This window comes from Herbaspirillum sp. alder98, assembly GCF_020179755.1.
Classification (GTDB): Bacteria; Pseudomonadota; Gammaproteobacteria; order Burkholderiales; family Burkholderiaceae_D; genus Herbaspirillum.
Map to the genome: position 1 here is coordinate 363,330 of NZ_JAIUCY010000001.1, position 17,182 is coordinate 380,511.

8 protein-coding genes are annotated in these 17,182 nt (G+C 62.9%); 2 read left to right on the top strand and 6 right to left on the bottom strand.

The window, feature by feature from the left end:
* Positions 1-37 precede the first annotated feature (37 nt).
* The 6 genes from LBW87_RS01735 to LBW87_RS01760 form a co-directional block, all read right to left on the bottom strand.
* A complete protein-coding gene (locus LBW87_RS01735; RefSeq protein WP_225199704.1) occupies positions 38-6,889 on the bottom strand; it encodes a calcium-binding protein in 6,852 nt (2,283 codons plus the stop codon).
* An 89-nt stretch (positions 6,890-6,978) separates the two neighbouring features.
* Entirely contained in the window at positions 6,979-8,688 is a 1,710-nt protein-coding gene (locus LBW87_RS01740; RefSeq protein WP_225199705.1) for a peptidase domain-containing ABC transporter, read from the bottom strand.
* A 21-nt stretch (positions 8,689-8,709) separates the two neighbouring features.
* Positions 8,710-10,374, bottom strand: coding sequence for a biopolymer transporter ExbB (locus LBW87_RS01745; RefSeq protein WP_225199706.1), 1,665 nt, complete (start codon positions 10,372-10,374; stop codon positions 8,710-8,712).
* Between the two features lie 127 nt (positions 10,375-10,501).
* Entirely contained in the window at positions 10,502-11,866 is a 1,365-nt protein-coding gene (locus LBW87_RS01750) for an HlyD family type I secretion periplasmic adaptor subunit (protein ID WP_225199707.1), read from the bottom strand.
* Complete coding sequence (locus LBW87_RS01755; protein ID WP_225199708.1) at positions 11,863-12,636, bottom strand: cell envelope biogenesis protein OmpA; 774 nt, start codon at positions 12,634-12,636, stop codon at positions 11,863-11,865. The genes LBW87_RS01750 and LBW87_RS01755 overlap by 4 nt, the downstream gene beginning before the upstream one ends.
* A 15-nt stretch (positions 12,637-12,651) precedes the next feature.
* A complete protein-coding gene (locus LBW87_RS01760) occupies positions 12,652-14,268 on the bottom strand; it encodes a TolC family protein (RefSeq protein WP_225199709.1) in 1,617 nt (538 codons plus the stop codon).
* 511 nt (positions 14,269-14,779) lie between these two features.
* Between LBW87_RS01760 and htpG the strand changes: the two genes are divergently transcribed.
* The gene (gene htpG / locus LBW87_RS01765; RefSeq protein WP_225199710.1) at positions 14,780-16,690 is read left to right on the top strand and encodes a molecular chaperone HtpG; all 1,911 of its coding nucleotides are present in this window, start codon (positions 14,780-14,782) and stop codon (positions 16,688-16,690) included.
* A 105-nt stretch (positions 16,691-16,795) separates the two neighbouring features.
* A complete protein-coding gene (locus tag LBW87_RS01770) occupies positions 16,796-17,182 on the top strand; it encodes a DUF1090 domain-containing protein (protein ID WP_225199711.1) in 387 nt (128 codons plus the stop codon).

A 17,182-nucleotide genomic window follows, 5' to 3' on the forward strand; every position in this document is an offset into this window, starting at 1 on the left:
CGGCGCCCGCGCGCGTTACTGCGACATTACTGCCGCATCACGCCGTCAGTTGCACGTGGATGCGTGCGATCTCGGTGGTGTGATTGGCGTCGTTGTAGAACGCGTAGTCGCCGTTACCGAAGATCAGGTAGTACTGTGTCACCGAACTGTCGATCTGGATACTTTCGCTGGCCGTCATCTTGATCGTCAGGATGTTGTTCACGCCCATCTTCTGGATGTCGCTATACGACACCAGCATGTTGGTGTTGGTGCTGGTCGACACGTCCAGCGTGGTGATGCCCGACACCTTGTTGGAGAAGGTGCTCAGGTTCAGCGTCGAGCCCAGGTCTTCGAAGTGCAGCGTCGAGATACCCGAACTGCCATTGGCGCTGACCAGGTTGCTGGTGTGCGTGGCCTTGTTGGTGATGCCAGTAGTGCCGCCGGCGCTGACGTTGAAGATGTTGGTGCCGGTGCCGCCGACCAGCGTATTGCTACCACCGTACTGGGCATTGAAGACGTCGGTCTGCGACGTATCGGTCACTGCCCCGCCGCCGTTAAGCGTATTGGAGGTGTTGTTGCCCAGCACGGTCAGGGTATTGCTGCCGCCGTTGCCGGTCAGGGTATTGCTGGTGGTGGTGTCGCCGCTGCCGATCAGGTTCGAGATCCCGAAGTAGGAGTCACCGTTGGAGTCCCCCGCGCCGCTGCCTGTGCCCGTGGTCAGGTTGGCGACGATGCTGCCGCTGCTCGAATACTGGTAGCTGACCGTGTCGCTGCCGCCGTTGCCGGTAAAGACGTTGGCCACGCCATTGGCCACGAACAGGTCATTGCTGCTTGAGCCCACCGCGTTCTGGATATTCAGATAGGTGTCGCCAGCGGCATAGCCGTTGGCGCCGGTGTTGTGGAACAGGTCCACCGTCACGCCGGCGTTCGAACGGGCATAGTTCACCGTGTTGATACCCCCGCCGCCGTCGAAGAAGTTGGCTACCGAACTGGCATAGAAGGTGTCATTGGAGCTGCTGCCGATGATATTGCTGATGCCGTTGAACGAATCGCCGTTGGCATAGCCGCCGCTGGTGTTGGCGCCGGTGGTGTTGCTCAGGTCGACGGTCACGCCAGCGTTGGAACCGATATAGCTGACCGTATCGACGCCACCACCGCCGACGAACACATTGGCCTGCGAGCTGGCGATGAAGGTGTCGTTGTAACTGCTGCCGATCACGTTGTAGATGTTGATGAGCTGGTCGCCCTGGGCATCGCCGCCGGTGCCCACACCAGTGCGCAGGTCGATGTTCACGCCCGCGCCCGAACCCGCATAGCTGGCATAGTTGCCGGTGCCCACGCCGGTGATGGTGTCGGCGCCGGCGCCACCGGTGATCACCGAATTACCGCCCGCCGCGCCCTTGAGGAAGTCGTCGAAGCCGCTGCCGATCAGGTTCTCGATATTGACGAAACGGTCGCCCGCCGCATAGCCACCGGAGGTGCCGCTGCCGTCGGTGACCGACAGGTCCACCGTCACCGCACTGGTGGAGGCGGCGTAGCTGACCGTATCGATGCCGGCGCCACCATCGAAGCTGTTGCCCTGGGCGTTGGCCACGAAGGTATCGTTGAAGCTGCTGCCGATCAGGTTATCGATGAAGGACAGGCGATCGCCGGCAGCATCGCCGCCTGAGGTGCCGGTGCCATCCGCATAATTCAGGTTGATCGTCACCCCCGCCGAAGAACCGGCGTAGCTGGCGGTGGTGTAGGCGCGATTGGCGGCAACACCGACCAGCGTATCGCCTCCGGCGCCGCCGGTCAGCAACGAACTGACGCCCACCGTTGCGTAACCGATCAGCGTGTCAGCATAAGCGCTGCCGATCACGTTCTGGATATTGGTGAAAGTGTCGCCGGCGGCATAACCACTGGCGCCGGTACCCACCGTGGGCGACAAGTTCACGGTCACCGCCCCGGTCGACGCCGCATAACTGACGGTGTTGGAACCGGCGCCGCCGTCAAAGTTGTTACTGGCGCTATTGGCAATGAACAAGTCATTGTAGGCACTGCCGGTGAGGTCCTGGATATTGACCAGCGTGTCGCCGTCCGCATAGCCGCCAGAGGTGTTGAAGCCGTCGGTGTAGTTCAGGTCGACCGTGACGGCCGCATTGGAGGCCGCGTAGCTGACGCGGTTATGCGAACCGGCGGTGCTGGTCCCACCATCGAAGCGGTTGGCCGCAGCGCTGGCCACGAATATGTCATCGAAGCTGCTGCCGGTCAGGTCCTGGATATTGGAGAGCTTGTCGCCGGCAGCATAGCCACCGGAAGTCCCGGTACCATCTGTGAAATTCAAGTTAACGATGACCGCGGAGGTCGATGCTTCATAACTGACGCGGTTATGCAGCGAAGTGCCGCCGCCATTGATGACGTTGGCCGCGCTACCAGAGATGATGGTGTCGTCGGACGTGCCGCCCAGGAAGTTCTGGATGTTGGTGTAGACGTCGCCATTGGCGTCACCTGCCGTGCCGTTGCCGGTGCTGAGATCGACCGTGACCGAACCCGAGCTCTCGTAGCTGATCGTGTTGCTCCCGCCACGTCCGTCAAACCGGTTGACCACGCCATTGCCGACGAAGATATCGTCGCCGCTGCCGCCGATGGCGTTCTGGATATTGAGATAGGTGTCGCCCGCTGCATCGCCCAGCGTGCCCTGGTTACTGAACAGGTTGACCTTGACGGCCGCTGTCGAATTTTCATAGCTGACGGTATTGTTGCCGCCGCCGCCGTCGATACGGTTGATCACCGAACTGGCAATGATGATGTCGTTGCCGCCGCCGCCGGTGGCGTTCTGGATGTCGTGATAGATGTCGGCTGCGGCATCACCGGCGGTTCCGATCTGCTGCCCGAGGTCGATCGTCACCGCGCCGTTCGAGGCTTCGTAGCTGACGGTGTTGGTGCCGGCGCCGCCCCAGAATTCATTGAGCTGGCTGTTGCCGACGAAGGTGTCGTCCAGGGCGCTGCCGATGACCTTCTGGATGTTCTCGTAGGTGTCCAGGTCGGCGTCGCCGCCGGTGCCGATGTTGTTGACCAGGTCAACCTTCACGCCGGCCGCCGACGTGGCGTAGCTGACCGTATTGACGCCGCCGCCGCCCTTGATCACGTTGACCACGCTGCTGCCGACGATGAGGTCGTCGCCGGCGCCGCCGGTGGCGTTCTGGATATTCAAATAGGTGTCGCCGGCAGCGTCCCCGGCCAGGCCCTGCGCCTGCTTGAGGTCGATGGTCACGGCCGCGGTCGAGCTTTCGTAGCTGACCGTGTTGTTGCCCAGGCCGCCGTCGATCACGTTCACATCGGCGTTGCCGACCAGGATGTCATTGCCGGCGCCGCCGGTGACGTTCTGGATACGCACATAGGTGTCGTTCAACGCATCGCCCAGCAAACCCTGGCCGGTAGCCAGGTTGACCTTCACCGCCGCGGACGAATTTTCGTAGCTGACGGTGTTGACGCCGCCATTGCCATCGATGGCATTGGTGGCCGCGCTGGCCACGATGGTGTCGTTGCCCAGCCCGCCTATGGCGTTCTGGATATTGTAATAACGATCGCCGGCAGCATCGCCCAGGCTGCCGGTGCCGGTGGCCAGGTTGATTTTTACCGCAGCATTGGAATGCTCGTAGCTGATGGTGTTGCTGCCGGTGCCGCCTTCAAAGCTGTTGGCCACGCCATTGCCCACGAAGGTGTCGTTGCCGCTGCCGCCCTGCGCGTTCTGGATATTGGTGTAAGTGTCGCCGGCTGCGTCGTTATTGAAACCCTGGCCGAGGAACAGGTCGACCTTGACGTCGGCGCTCGAGTTCTCGTAGCTGACCGTGTTGCCGGTGCCGCCCCCGCCATCGATGGCGTTGATTGCGCTGCTGGCCACGATGATGTCGTCGGCCAGGCCGCCGGTGGCGTTCTGGATATTGGCGTAGGTGTCGCCTGCGGCGTCGCCCGAAATGCCCTGGCCTGTGGCCAGGTTCACCTTGACGCTGGCGGTGGCATGTTCGTAGCTGACCGTATTGCTGCCCAGGCCGCCGTCGAACTTGTTGATGCTGGCATTGCCCACCAGGATATCGTCGCCGGCGCCGCCGATGGCGTTCTGGATGTTGAGGTAAGTGTCGCCTGCCGCGTCGCCCAGGCTGCCCTGGTTGGTCGCCAGGTCGACCTTGACCGCCGCCGATGCGCGCTCGTAGCTGACCGTGTTGTTGCCCAGGCCGCCATCGATGCGGTTGACCTGGCTGGTGGCCACGATCAGGTCGTCATAGACGCTGCCGACCACGTTCTGGATGTTGGTGAAGGTGTCGCCGGTGGCGAAGTTCTGCGCCAGCGTGTTGTCGCGGGTGTTGGTCAGGTCGACGATCACCGCGCCGGTGGCGTGCGAATAATTGACCGTGTTGCCGGTGGTGCTGTTGCCGTTGAAGCTGTTGGCATCGGCGCTGGCATAAAAAGTATTGCCGCCCGCCGTGCTGCCGATCACGTTCTGGATGTGCACCAGGGTGTCGCCCTGCGCATTGCCGCCGGCGCCGGTGCCGTTGAACAGGTCGACCGTGACCGCCGCGCCGGCCGAGTAATCGACCGTGTCCGAACCGGCCAGGCCGCCGTCGAAGATATCGGTGCCGGTGCCGCCGATGAAGGTGTCCGAATACGAACTGCCGACGATCTTCTGGATGTTGGTCAGCGCGTTGACCGGCTCGAACGTGCGGGTGACCGTATTGGTCAGCATGTTGGCCGTGATGGCCGAGGACGAACCGCTGTAGTCGACCGTATTGAGCGTGCCGCCGCCGCCGTTGAAGTTCTTGCTGTCCAGGCCGACCACGAAGGTATCGTTGCCGTCACCACCGATGACGTTCTGGATACGGATATACGTATCGCCCGCCGCATCGCCGTTGGAACCTCGACCGGTCACCAGGTTCACCGTCACCGCCGCCGTCGAGCCGGCGTAGCTGACCGTGTCGTTGCCACCACTGCCGCCATCGAAGCTGTTGACTGCGGCGTTGCCCACGAAGGTATCGTCGTAGGCGCTGCCGACGAAGTTCTGGATGCCGTTGTAGGTGTCGCCAGCGGCAAAACCGCCGCTGCCCAGGTTGGTCTTCAGGTTGACCGTCACGCCCGCCGTCGACAGCGCATACGACACCGTGTCGGTGCCGCCGTTGCCGGTGAAGCTGTTGGCCGCCAGGCTGGCGATGAAGGTGTCGTTGCTGGTGCTGCCGATGACGTTTTCGATGCTGACGTAGGTGTCGCCGGCGGCATCGCCGCCGCTGCCCACGTTATTGACCAGGTCAACCGTGACGCCACTGGCCGAATGCGCATACGAGACCGTGTCGGAACCACCGGTGCCGCCATCGAACTTGTTGGCCTGGCTGCTGGCCACGAAGGTATCGTTGTTGGCGCTGCCGATCAGGTTCTGGATGTTGGTCAGTTGGTCGCCCTGGGCGTCGCCCCCGGTGCCCACACCGGTATTGAGGTCGATCGTCACGCCCTGGGCCGACCCTGCATAGCTGGCCGTATTGTTGCCGGTGGCGCTGCCGATCAGCTGGTCGGCGCCTGCCCCGCCCTGGAAGAAGCTGCTGCTGCCGGCGCCGCCGTAGATGATGTCGTTGCCGGTGCCGCCATAGAGCAGGTCGTTGGCGTTGCTGCCGTAGATGGTGACGCCGCTGTTGTTGCCGGCATGCACTTCGTGCGGCACCCCTTGCGCCGGGAAGATCAGCACGTTGTCGCCGGTGGCCGGGTCGAGATAGGTCAGGTCGGCCGACGAGGTCGCGTCCTTGATCGCCACGTGGCGGGTATCGGCCAGGGTCAGCACGCCGCTGGAAGTGGCCAGCGTGGTGACGAACGACAGGTCGAACTGCGAATGCACCGGGTTGCTGGAATTGGCCAGTTGCGTGTCGTACTTGAACTGCAGGTTGAATTCGGTCTGGCCGGGCGTGACCGTGATCTGATAGGTGCCGCCGCCCATGTTGGTGCCGTTGAGCAGCGTCACGTCGCTCGGCACGCCCATGACGGTCAGCGTCAGGACCGTGACGTCGCCGCCCATCTTGACGTTGAACACCTTGATGAAGCTATTGTTATTGTTGCCAGACGCATAGATGGTATGGACGTCGTTGCCGGCGTTGATCACCTGCCGCGCAAACTGCACCGCGTTGGAGCCGTCGCTGGCCGACTGCGGCGTGCCGCCGCTGCCATACAGCACATCGCCGACCTGCGTGACGGTCGTCAGGTTGACCAGGTTCACCGACAAAGTCGGCGAACCCGGGCCGGTCACCACCGTCGACGGAGTGGTGGCCGGACGCTCCGGCGGCAACTGCACCTCGACCGGCCGGGTCGGGGTGGATGACTCCGGTGCGTTCTGGCTGGCAGTGATAGCGGCCTGCGCGGCGGCGGTGGAAGCGTCACCGGCAGTCGGCTGGGTCGGCACCGATGCTATCTGCGCGCCGTTGGTGACCGAGTGCGAATTGTCGGCGATGACCTTGGCCAGCTGGCTGATCGGGTCGTTCGACACCGGTGCCGCATTGCGATCACCGGCTGCTGCCTGGCCCGGACCGTACTGGTCGGTCGTGGCGGTGCGATCCTGCGCTGCCACCGGGTCCGAATTGAGCACCTTCGACTGGTCGTTGGGCGCCAGCGGGATCTTGCCCACGGTATCGAGCAGGCGTCCGGTGTCGGCGCTGGAGTCGCTGAACTTGACCTTCGACTTGTCGTCCATCGCTTCCATGGCGCCACCGGCCAGCACCACCTTGGTGCCGTCGGCCATGTGCAGCACCAGATCGACGTCGACCACCTGCACCTTCTGCACCGCGCCCCTGGGCGCGTTGAGCTGGAAGGAGCCGCCCTGGTCAGGCATCACCACCCGTACCGGGCCGGTGATCTTTTCCCCTTGATTGGCTTGTGGTGAAGGTGCGGTTGCCATGGTGCCTCGCTATTCGAAGGTCAGTGGTGAGTTATCGTTACGTCAACGTTATTTTGCCGTGCGGCAATTCCAGCCGCCATACTATCTGTTTACTGCAACATCTTGTCGCGCGGTCCATCGGCTGCAATGCGCCCGCCATCGATGACGATGATGCGGTCCACATGGCGCAGCAACGCCGGACTATGGGTCGCCACCACCAGCGTGCGCCCGGCCGAAAAGGCAATCAGGCGTTCGATGATGCGGGCTTCGGTGGTCTGGTCGATGCCGGTGGTCGGTTCATCCAGCAGCAGGATGCGCGGATTGGCCGCCACCGTGCGCGCCAGCGCCACCATCTGCCGCTGGCCGCCCGACAGGTTGCCGGGCGCCTTGAGCATCTGGTCCAGGCGCAGCTCGCCACGGGCGATCAGTTCGTCCAGCCCCGACACCCCCAGCGCCGCCTCGTAGAGACTGCCCAGCACCCGCTCGCCGACGAAGATGTTGGCCGCCAGCGTGCCGTCGAAGACGAACGGCTCCTGCGGCTTGAAGCCCAGGTTCTGCATGCGCACCTCGGGGGCGTAGGCGGTCACGGCCACGCCGTCGATCAGCGCATGGCCCTGCTCCACGTGCTGCAGGCCGGCCAGCACCTTGAGCAGGGTCGACTTGCCCGAACCCGAGCGACCCACGATGCCGACCTTCTCGCCGGGCTGGATGGTCAGCGACACCTGCTGCAGCGTCGCGCGTTCATTCTTGTCCAGGTGCAGGGTCAGGTTGCCGACCTGGATCAGGCCGCGCATTTCCTGGCGCAGCACGTCGGCGCCGCCGCTGCTGGCGCTGTCGTCGAACAGCGCATCGAATTCGGCGCGGGCGCGGCGAAACATCTCGATGCGGCCGAGGAAAGTCGACAGCGACGACAACACCGACGTCGAACGGCTGATCAGCAGCGAGGTGGCGATCAGCGCGCCCACGGTCAGCGCGTTGGCTTCGACCAGGTAGACCCCGACCACCAGCGTGGCCACCGACATGGCGGTATAGCCCACGGTCGCCACGGCATAACCGGTGTTGGTCCAGAAACGGCTCTTGGCCTGGGCCACGGCGTTGTCGCCGGCGTCGGCCAGGAAAGCCTTGATCAGGCGCTGCTGCAGCAGCGAGGTCTTGAGCGTGTCCATGCCATAGACCAGGCTGGCCATCTTGTCGGTCTTGCCGATGCCTGCCTTCATGGCGGCAATCGCGTAGTCGTTGGACGGCACCTTGAACAGCAACTGCGCGCCCACCAGCAATGCCCCGCCCACCAGCATCACCCACACCAGGTGCGAACCGACCAGGCCGATGGCCACCAGGTACAGCAGCAGGAAAGGCAAGTCCACCAGCAACAGCATGTAATTCGACGACAGCAGGTCGCGCGCGCCGGAGAGGTCGCGATAGCGCGCCAGCACCACGCCCACCGGCGCACTCACGCGCGACGTCAGCAGGCGTCGCGCCGAGACTTCGTCGAACTCGACATCGAGGCGCCCGGCCAGTTGCTCGGTGTAGTACACGCGGATGATGCGCAGCATCAGTTCCAGCGCCACGAACAGCAGCATGCCCAGCGTCAGCGCCCACAGGGTCTCGGGAATATGATTGCCGATCACCTTGTCATAGATCAGCCGCGAATACAGCGGCAGCAGCAAGCCAAGCAGGTTGACCACGATGCCGGCCACGATGATCTCGACGAAGCGCCCGCCATAGGCGCGCAGCAACGACAGGTAAGTCGGGTCCGCGCGCAGGCCCGCCGCCGCGGATGGCGGCGTTACATTGACGTGGACCTGATCGCTTTCGTTCATGGGGGGCTCGGATCAATGCGGTCAGGCTTGCGGACGATTGGCGCTCATCTCGCGAATCGCCTCGCGCAGCTCCAGGCGCAAGTCCTTGATCATGGTCTGGCGGCCCGAGCGCATTTCGTCGATCACGGTCTGCCAGTTGATGTTCTGGCGCATCAGCGCCTCGGTGATCGAGGTCAGCGACTGCGGGATCGCGCCCAGGCCCTTGATGCGGTCGTTCTGCATCGCCATGTGCTTGGCCAGGTCGATCTGCAACTGGCGTGCCGACAGCGCATCGCGGGCCATGTTGCTGGTGTTCTCGCCGATGGTGTTGCCCAGTTCGCCCAGGCGCGAAGCCACCGACGAGTGGATATCGGCCTGGTGCTGGATGGCGCCCATCTCGTCGGCCAGGCGAATCGAGATCTGGTTCAGCAAGGCTGGCAACTGCGCGATGTTCTGCGCGCTCTGTTCGTTCATGTTCGAGATTTCGCTCTGCTGCGACTGCAGCGCCGTCATCGCCGACGACAACGCCGTCTGGCCGGCCTGGATCGTGGAGACGATCTGCGGCAGCACTTCGAAGGTGCGGTTGGCGATATCGGCATTGACCGACAGGCGCTCTTCGAGCAGCGACAGGCTGTCCGACAGGTCGCGCGCCGAGGTCACCTTCTGGTTGATGATCTGGCCCACGTTGCGGATTTCTTCCAGCGTCTGCTGCCCCACTTCGTGCATGCGCGGGCCAAAGGCCACCAGCTGGCGCAGGCTGCGCGACTCTTCCATGCTGTCGGTGAACAACTGGACGATATTGTTGAGGCGATCGTTCAGCCCTTCCAGCTTGATGCCGGCCTGCAGCGACGCTTCCGAACTGTTGCGCGAGGCCATGATCGATTCGCGTTGCAGCACCATCAAGTCCTGCAGGAACTCGGCCAGGAAAGTCTCGGAGACACCCTGGCGCTGGGTCGCGGCCGGGCCCGACATGTCGTGCACCACGTGCTGCACCATGTCGCTGATGCATTCGCGGGCGCGCACCACCAGTTTCTTGCCGGCGCCGCGCAATGGCGTCAGCGTCAGGCCCAGGGCCAGCGAACCGATCAGGCCGAACATCGAGGCCGAGAATGCGGTACCCATCGAGGCCAGCGGCTTCTGCAGGTCGGCCACCAGGTGCATGAAGGAGGCATCCATGTCGCCGCCCTGGGTCGCCTTGCCGAAACCATCGATCAGCGCGGCGGTGCCCACCAGCGTCTCGAGCAGGCCGATGAAGGTGCCCAGCAGGCCCAGCGCGATCATGAAGCCGGTCAGGAACTGCGGGAACTCGGTCTTGGCTTCGAGGTGCGCGCGCAGGTCGTGCAGCGAGCTCTCGATGGTTTCCTGTTCGATCCGCGAAGTCAGGCGGCCCTTGGTGCTGGCCACGCTGACCAGCACCTGGCCGATCTCGGTACCGGCGAACTCGGGCGCATTGACCAGGTCCTCCATCGACTCGCCGGCCTTGGTGCGCTCGTAGAACTGCATCAGCTTGTCGTGTTCCCAATTCAGGCGCCACAGGTTGTACATGATCAGCCCCACGCCGAACACGGCCACGCCGATGATGAACAGGTTCAGGAAGGGATTGATATGGATCGCATGCAGGACAAAGTCCCGGAACAGGAAGCCTCCCAACAGCAACATCAGCGTCGGGATGGCGGCAAGTGCATAGAATTGGCGTAGGTTTTTCATACGTGCGGGGTTCCGGGCAAATGAATGCAGTTAGAGCGATAAGAACAGGAATGGAAAATCGACGCCCGCTCATGCCGGGCATCGACTAATACAAATCGGGAAACAGTCGGGGTCGGGCGCGCGCAACTCATCGCGGCTCCCTCAGCGCAGACTGCGAAAAGCGCGACAGCGGCGACACCAGGTATTGCCACACGGTGCGGCGGCCCACGATCATGTCGGCGGTCGCCGTCATGCCCGGCATCAGCGCCAGCGGCTGCTGCAGTTGCTCGGCATTGCGCTTGACCTCGATCTTGACGCGATAGTAACGCTCGCCACGCTCTTCGGGCACGGTGTCGGCGCTGACTTCGGTGACGGTGCCATCCATGGCGCCATACACGCCGTAGTCATAGGCTGATACCTTCACCCGGGCCGGCGCGCCGGTCATCAGCTGGGCGCGATCGGTGGGCGAGATCCGGGCCTCGATCACCAGCTTGTCGTCGCTCGGCGTCATTTCGATGATCGGGTCGCCCGGTCGCACCACGCCGCCCACGGTATTGATCAGGACCCGGTTGACCACGCCATCCATGGGCGCCCTCACCTCCGAGCGCGAGACGCGGTCATTGCGCGACTTTATTTCTTCCTGCAGCCGCGCCAGTTCGGTCTCGGCGGTGGTCAGTTCAGAGCGCGCCTCGGAGCGGAAGCGCGACGAAGCCTCGCCCATCTTGGCCTGCGATTCGGCGATGGCCGCGTTCAGGCGCGGGATCATGGCGTTGGTGGCGGCCAGCTTGCTCTGCGCGTCCTGCACGCGGGCAGCCGACTGGATATCTTCCAGCTGGGAAGCGGCATTGCGTTCGAGCATGCCGTGGATCAGCTTGTACTGGCGCTGCGCCAGGTCGAGTTCGCTGGCCAGGCTTTTCTGGCGGCTGACCGCTTCGCCCAGTTCGGCCTGGCGTTGCGCCGATTGCTCGCGCAGCACCGACAGTTCCTGCGACAACTTGGCCGCGCGCGCCGAGAAGGACGCCTGCTCGCTCTGCACCGCCGGATCGTCGCGCGACAATTCGGCCGGCATCTGCAACGCGTTGCTGCCGGCCGCTTCGGCGGCCAGTCGCGCGCTCTTGGCGCGCAATCCGAGAATCTTCACGCGGCCCTCGCCGAGATCGGCATTGGCCCGCACGTCGGCAATCGAAATCAGCGTCTGGCCCTTCTTGACGGCCGCGCCTTCGCGCACCAGGATGGCCGAGACGATGCCGCCCTCCAGATGCTGGATCACCTGGTTATGCTCGGAGGCGACGATACGGCCGCTACCGCGCACCACCATGTCGATCGGCGCAAAGACCGACCACACCACCAATAAAACCAACAACGCCACGCACGCCAGCACCGCCAGGCGCGGGCGCGGCATGGCACCCAGTTGCCCCAGCCGGTGATCCAGTCGCGGCGCCAGGCGGCGCATCAAGCCACGGCCGCGGGAGGCAATCCCGAGGTCGGCACGCGGCTTGAAGGAGCCGATCATTTTGCCCCCGCCAGGTACTGCACCAGCACCCGCGACACTTCGGTCTCGCTGTTTTCTGCCGTCGCCACGCGACTGACCACGAGTTCCTTGTCGACGCCCGCATCGATGAGGTAATTGCGCACTGCCACGGTGCGATAGTAGGCGCGGCGACGGCTGTCGCTATAGCCGCCCGAACTGATCACGCCGGTCACCACGATCTTGCCCTGCTTGGCCTTGACCCGGCGCACCCAGTCGCCCAGGCTCTTGTCGAGCGCGCGGGTGCCCTCTTCCGACAACTGGGTCGAGTCGGCATTGAAGTTCAGGATCACCCCTTTGTCAGTGGCATCGGTGCGCACGCCGGGAGCGATTTCTTCCTTGGTCGGATCGGTCTTGACCTGGATCGCATTGGGGCTGGACGGCGCGGCGCTGCTGCGCAGGCTGCCGGCGTCGGACTGCAATGGCGGCGCCGCCAGCTTGGCCTTGAGCACCGCCACTTCGCGCTTGAGCGACTCGATCTCTTGCGCACTGTCGCGCTCGGCGCGGGTTTCAGAAACACGCGTATCCTTGGCCTCGGGCGTTTCGATACGTTCGCTCTTCTTGCGCTCGGTGCCCTGCACGGTCTGGCTCTGGCTTTGCTGCACCAGCTTGCTGACCTTCATCTGGGCCAGCTTCTGCGAGTAATAAAACAAGGTGACGACAAACACCACCACCACGAAAATCATGACCAGCACCACGTTGGACAGCGCGTCCACGAAGCCTGGCCAGAAATTCTGCTCTTTTCCGCCCTCCATGAATCCCCCGAATTCCTATTTCACTGCCTGCGCAGGCACTGCGCCAGGCGCCGAAGCGCGGCCGGTGTTGCGCAGGATCTGATAGCTGATGTCTGCCTGCTGGAACAGCAGCGTTGCAAAATCCATGCGCGCCTGATACGCCTGCTGGTAGGCGTCGAGCACATCCAGCAACTGCTTGCTGCCGGTCGACAACTGTTCCAGGAACACATCGGCCACATTGGCATTGGTCTGGTAGGCCTGGCGCGAGATCTCCATGCGCTTGCGCACCGCGCCCAGGGTGCGGTAGTTGATCTCGATCTGCTCGCGCAGCTTGCGTTCGACATCCAGGGCGGTATTGCTCTTCTCGACGTACTTGGCGCCGATCTGCTTCTGGTAATACATGTCGGAACCGCCATTGAGCAAGTTCATCGACATCACCAGCATCAGGCGGCGGTCGGTCGACAGCTGCAAGCCGCCGGTGGTGGTGTCGAGCGCGCCGCCGGCGCCGCGGGTCTTCTGCTGGGTCCATTCCAGCGCAAAGGTGGGCGAGAACTTGGCCCGCGCCGCCTTGAGTTCTTCGTCGGCGGCCGCCACGTCACGCCGCGCGGCGCGCACGCCGGGGTTGGTTTCGTAGATATCCTGCAGCGCCAGCTTGGAGGTGTCGGGCACGCTCGGCAGCATGTGGTCCGGCACCTCGACCTGCTCGATCTTGCGACCGGTGATCTGGTTCAGCGACACCATCGCGGCCTCCAGCGCACCCTCGGATTCGGCCACTGCCGCCTGGGCGGTCAGCGAGCGGCCACGCACCCGCTCGAAATCGATACGGCTGGCGCCACCGCCCTCGACCCGCTTGCGCATATAGTCAAGCAGCGTGTTCATGCGTTGCGAATAGCTGCGCGCAAACGACAACGCGGCATAGGCGCGCATCAGGTCGTAATACGATTTGATGGCGGTGTAGTAGAGCGTCTCGCGGGCATCGTCGCGACGCAGATCGGCGGCCTGCGACAAGGCGCGCGACTTCTGGAAATCAAAATAGGAACCTGGCGCAAACAAGGGCTGGCGGCCGATCACGGTGACATCCCAGCGCTTGTGGTCGGAAGCGCGCTGGATCAGGCCGGTATTGGGATCGATCACCGACGACGGCGACGAATACTCCTGCCCTTTCTGTGCCCGCACATCGAGGGTCGGGCCCATCTGGCCGGCGGCGACCTTGGCGGCATAACCGGCCTGGTCGGCCTGCGCCGAAGTGGCGGCGTAGCTGTAGCTGTTATTGAGGGCCAGATCCAGCACCTGTTGCAAGGTCAGGTTCGGCACCGGCTCGCCCTCGGCGGCGATGGCGATCTGCGGCAGCGTGATGGTGCTGGTCTTGAATTCGGGATCGGCCTGGCGCAGCAGCACCAGGATCTCGTCATCCGGACTGGGCCCGGACTTGGCATCCATCGGCAACAGCGCCGGCAGCCTGACATCGGCGGCGGCCGGTCCGGCAGGATCCACGCCAAGGCGGATCTGCGGCGGTGCTTCGAGTCGTTCGACCTGGACCGGCGGCGACAATGGCGCCTCGGGTGTGGCGACTTCGGCGGCGATGGCGGCGCTCGACGCCCCAAGGCCGAGCGAAACGCCCAATAAGATACGTTTGCTTTTGAGAACTATCATCAACGCGTCAGACTGGCACCAACCAGCCTTCCCTGCCCCAATCAAAGAATAAGAAAGAACCGGCCCCTGATGCCGGTTGTCATCATCAACTGCCTGTATTCACAGGCCTTTACCCTAACCTCAGATAATTGTTATTGAAATAACAATCTTATTTTTGTTATTTATCGACAACTGGAGATTATAAGGCCGTAAATATTTGTATTCTGACAAAAACTATTTTAGCACCCGCGCATTTCACGAAAATGACACAAAAGACTAAAAAACCCTTTGATTTCAATAAGCTTGACGGATGTTGATTCAGATCATCGCGCGCCAATTATCTTTATTTTGTTGCCAGGCGGCTATCAGGAATTTAATAAACTTCTAGAACGTGTACGAAAAGCATCACCCTGACAGTTGAAATCTGCCAAGACCTCCCTATATCCAGCAGGTCGCGATCGCATGCCGCCTGCTGGCATGCCCGATTGCCGCGCACTGACTCCTTCCCACTCTTGCTTTTAAGGAAATAAACATGGCATCCGACAAACAGACCATGGGCTTCCAGGCCGAAGTCACGCAGTTGCTGCAGCTGATGATCCACTCGCTGTATTCCAACAAGGAAATCTTCCTGCGTGAGCTGATCTCGAACGCCTCCGACGCCGCCGACAAGTTGCGCTTCGAAGCGATCAACAACGGCGCCCTGTTCGAAGACGACCCTGAGCTGGCCATTACCGTCAGCGTCGACAAGACCGCCCGCACCATCACCATTTCCGACAACGGCATCGGCATGAACCGTGACGAGGCGATCTCGCACCTGGGCACCATCGCCAAGTCGGGCACCAAGGAATTCTTTTCGCGCCTGTCGGGCGACCAGCAGAAGGATGCAGCCCTGATCGGCCAGTTCGGCGTGGGCTTCTATTCGGGTTTCATCGTGGCCGATCGCATCACGGTCGAAAGCCGTCGCGCCGGCACCGCCGCCGACCAGGGCGTGCGCTGGGAATCGACCGGCGCCGGCGACTTCTCGGTCGAGGCGATCGACAAGCCCAAGCGCGGCACCGACATCATCCTGCACCTGCGCGAGGGTGAAGACGAGTTCCTGTCGGACTGGCAGATCAAGTCGGTCATCCGCAAGTATTCGGACCACATCGCGCTGCCGATCCGCATGCAGGCCGAAGAATGGGACGAAGAAAAGAAAGAGACCGTCAAGAAGGACGAACTGGAAACCGTCAACCAGGCCAGCGCCCTGTGGACCCGCAGCAAGTCCGACATCAGCCCCGAGCAATACGAAGAGTTCTACAAGCACATCTCGCACGACTTCGGCGCGCCGCTGGCATTCACCCACAACCGGGTCGAAGGCCGCAGCGAGTACACCCAGTTGCTGTATGTGCCGACCCGCGCCCCGTTCGACCTGTGGGATCGCAACAAGCGCGGCGGCATCAAGCTCTACGTCAAGCGCGTGTTCATCATGGACGACGCCGAGCAGTTGCTGCCGGTGTACCTGCGCTTCGTCAAGGGCGTGATCGATTCGGCCGACCTGCCGCTGAACGTGTCGCGTGAAATCCTGCAGGAATCGCGCGACGTGCGCGCCATCCGCGAAGGCTCGACCAAGCGCGTGCTGGGCCTGCTGGAAGAATTGGCCAACAGCGAAGAGCAGGCCGAAAAGGACAAGTACGCCGGCTTCTGGACCGAGTTCGGCCAGGTGCTCAAGGAAGGCATCGGCGAAGATGCGCCTAACAAAGAACGCATCGCCAAGCTGCTGCGCTTTGCCTCGACCCATAACGACAGCGACGCCCAGGTCACCTCGCTGGCCGATTACGTCGGCCGCCTGAAGGAAGGCCAGAACAAGATCTACTACGTCACCGCCGAAAACTACCTGGCGGCCAAGAACAGCCCGCACCTGGAAATCTTCCGCAAGAAGGGTGTCGAGGTCCTGTTGCTGACCGACCGCGTCGACGAATGGATGCTGTCCTTCCTGACCGAATTCGACGGCCGCGAACTGGCTTCGGTGGCCAAGGGCGGGCTGGACCTGGGTTCGCTCGAGAATGAAGCCGAAAAGAAGCAGCACGAGGAAACCCAAAACGAGTACAAGGACCTGGTCGGCAAGATGCAGACCGCCCTGGGCGACAAGGCCAAGGAAGTGCGCGTCAGCTCACGCCTGACCGACTCCCCTGCCTGCCTGGTGGCCGACGACAACGAACTGTCGGGCAACCTGGTGCGCATGCTCAAGGCGGCCGGGCAAGATGCGCCGGAGTCCAAGCCGATCCTGGAAATCAATCCCGACCATCCGCTGGTGCAACGCCTGAAGTACGAAGAAGCCAAGTTCGACGACTGGTCGCACCTGCTGTTCGACCAGGCCCTGCTGGCTGAAGGTGGCGCACTGACCGACCCGGCCAGCTTCGTCAAGCGCATGAACGACATGCTGCTGGGCATGGCATCCAGGTAAATGACGGATACGCCCGTGTAACGAAATCGGCGGCCTGCGGGTCGCCGATTTCATTTGCGATGGGGTAAAGTGACGATTCTTGCTGGATCACAAAAGGAGAACGGGATGAACAAGATTGTTACGCTGTCACTGACATTGTTAGTCTGCGCTGCGGCCAGTACCGGCGCATCGGCACAGGCCCTGACCGGCTGCGCGGCCAAGAAGGCCGATGTACAGAACCAGCTGGAGCAGGCCCAGAAGCACGGCAACCACGCCCAGGAAGCCAAGCTCAAGATCGCCCAGAAGCAGTTGAACGCCAACTGCACCGATGAAGGCCTGCGTCGCGAGCGCGAAGCCGACGTCAAGAAGAAGGAACAGCAAGTCGCCAAGCGTCGCATCGACCTGGAAAAAGCGCAGGCCAAGGGTAAATCCGACAAGGTCGCCAAGCAGGAAAAGAAACTGCAGGACGCCGAGGCCGAGCTGAAACAAGCGCAGGACCAGCTCTCCAAGTAA

Excerpts from the sequence above, each read along its gene's own strand:
- LBW87_RS01755 (WP_225199708.1), bottom strand. The coding sequence starts at position 12,636 with ATGGAGGGCGGAAAAGAGCAGAATTTCTGGCCAGGCTTCGTGGACGCG.
- LBW87_RS01740 (WP_225199705.1), bottom strand. The coding sequence starts at position 8,688 with ATGAACGAAAGCGATCAGGTCCACGTCAATGTAACGCCGCCATCCGCG.
- LBW87_RS01770 (WP_225199711.1), top strand. The coding sequence starts at position 16,796 with ATGAACAAGATTGTTACGCTGTCACTGACATTGTTAGTCTGCGCTGCG.
- LBW87_RS01760 (WP_225199709.1), bottom strand. The coding sequence starts at position 14,268 with ATGATAGTTCTCAAAAGCAAACGTATCTTATTGGGCGTTTCGCTCGGC.
- LBW87_RS01750 (WP_225199707.1), bottom strand. The coding sequence starts at position 11,866 with ATGATCGGCTCCTTCAAGCCGCGTGCCGACCTCGGGATTGCCTCCCGC.
- LBW87_RS01735 (WP_225199704.1), bottom strand. The coding sequence starts at position 6,889 with ATGGCAACCGCACCTTCACCACAAGCCAATCAAGGGGAAAAGATCACC.
- htpG (WP_225199710.1), top strand. The coding sequence starts at position 14,780 with ATGGCATCCGACAAACAGACCATGGGCTTCCAGGCCGAAGTCACGCAG.
- LBW87_RS01745 (WP_225199706.1), bottom strand. The coding sequence starts at position 10,374 with ATGAAAAACCTACGCCAATTCTATGCACTTGCCGCCATCCCGACGCTG.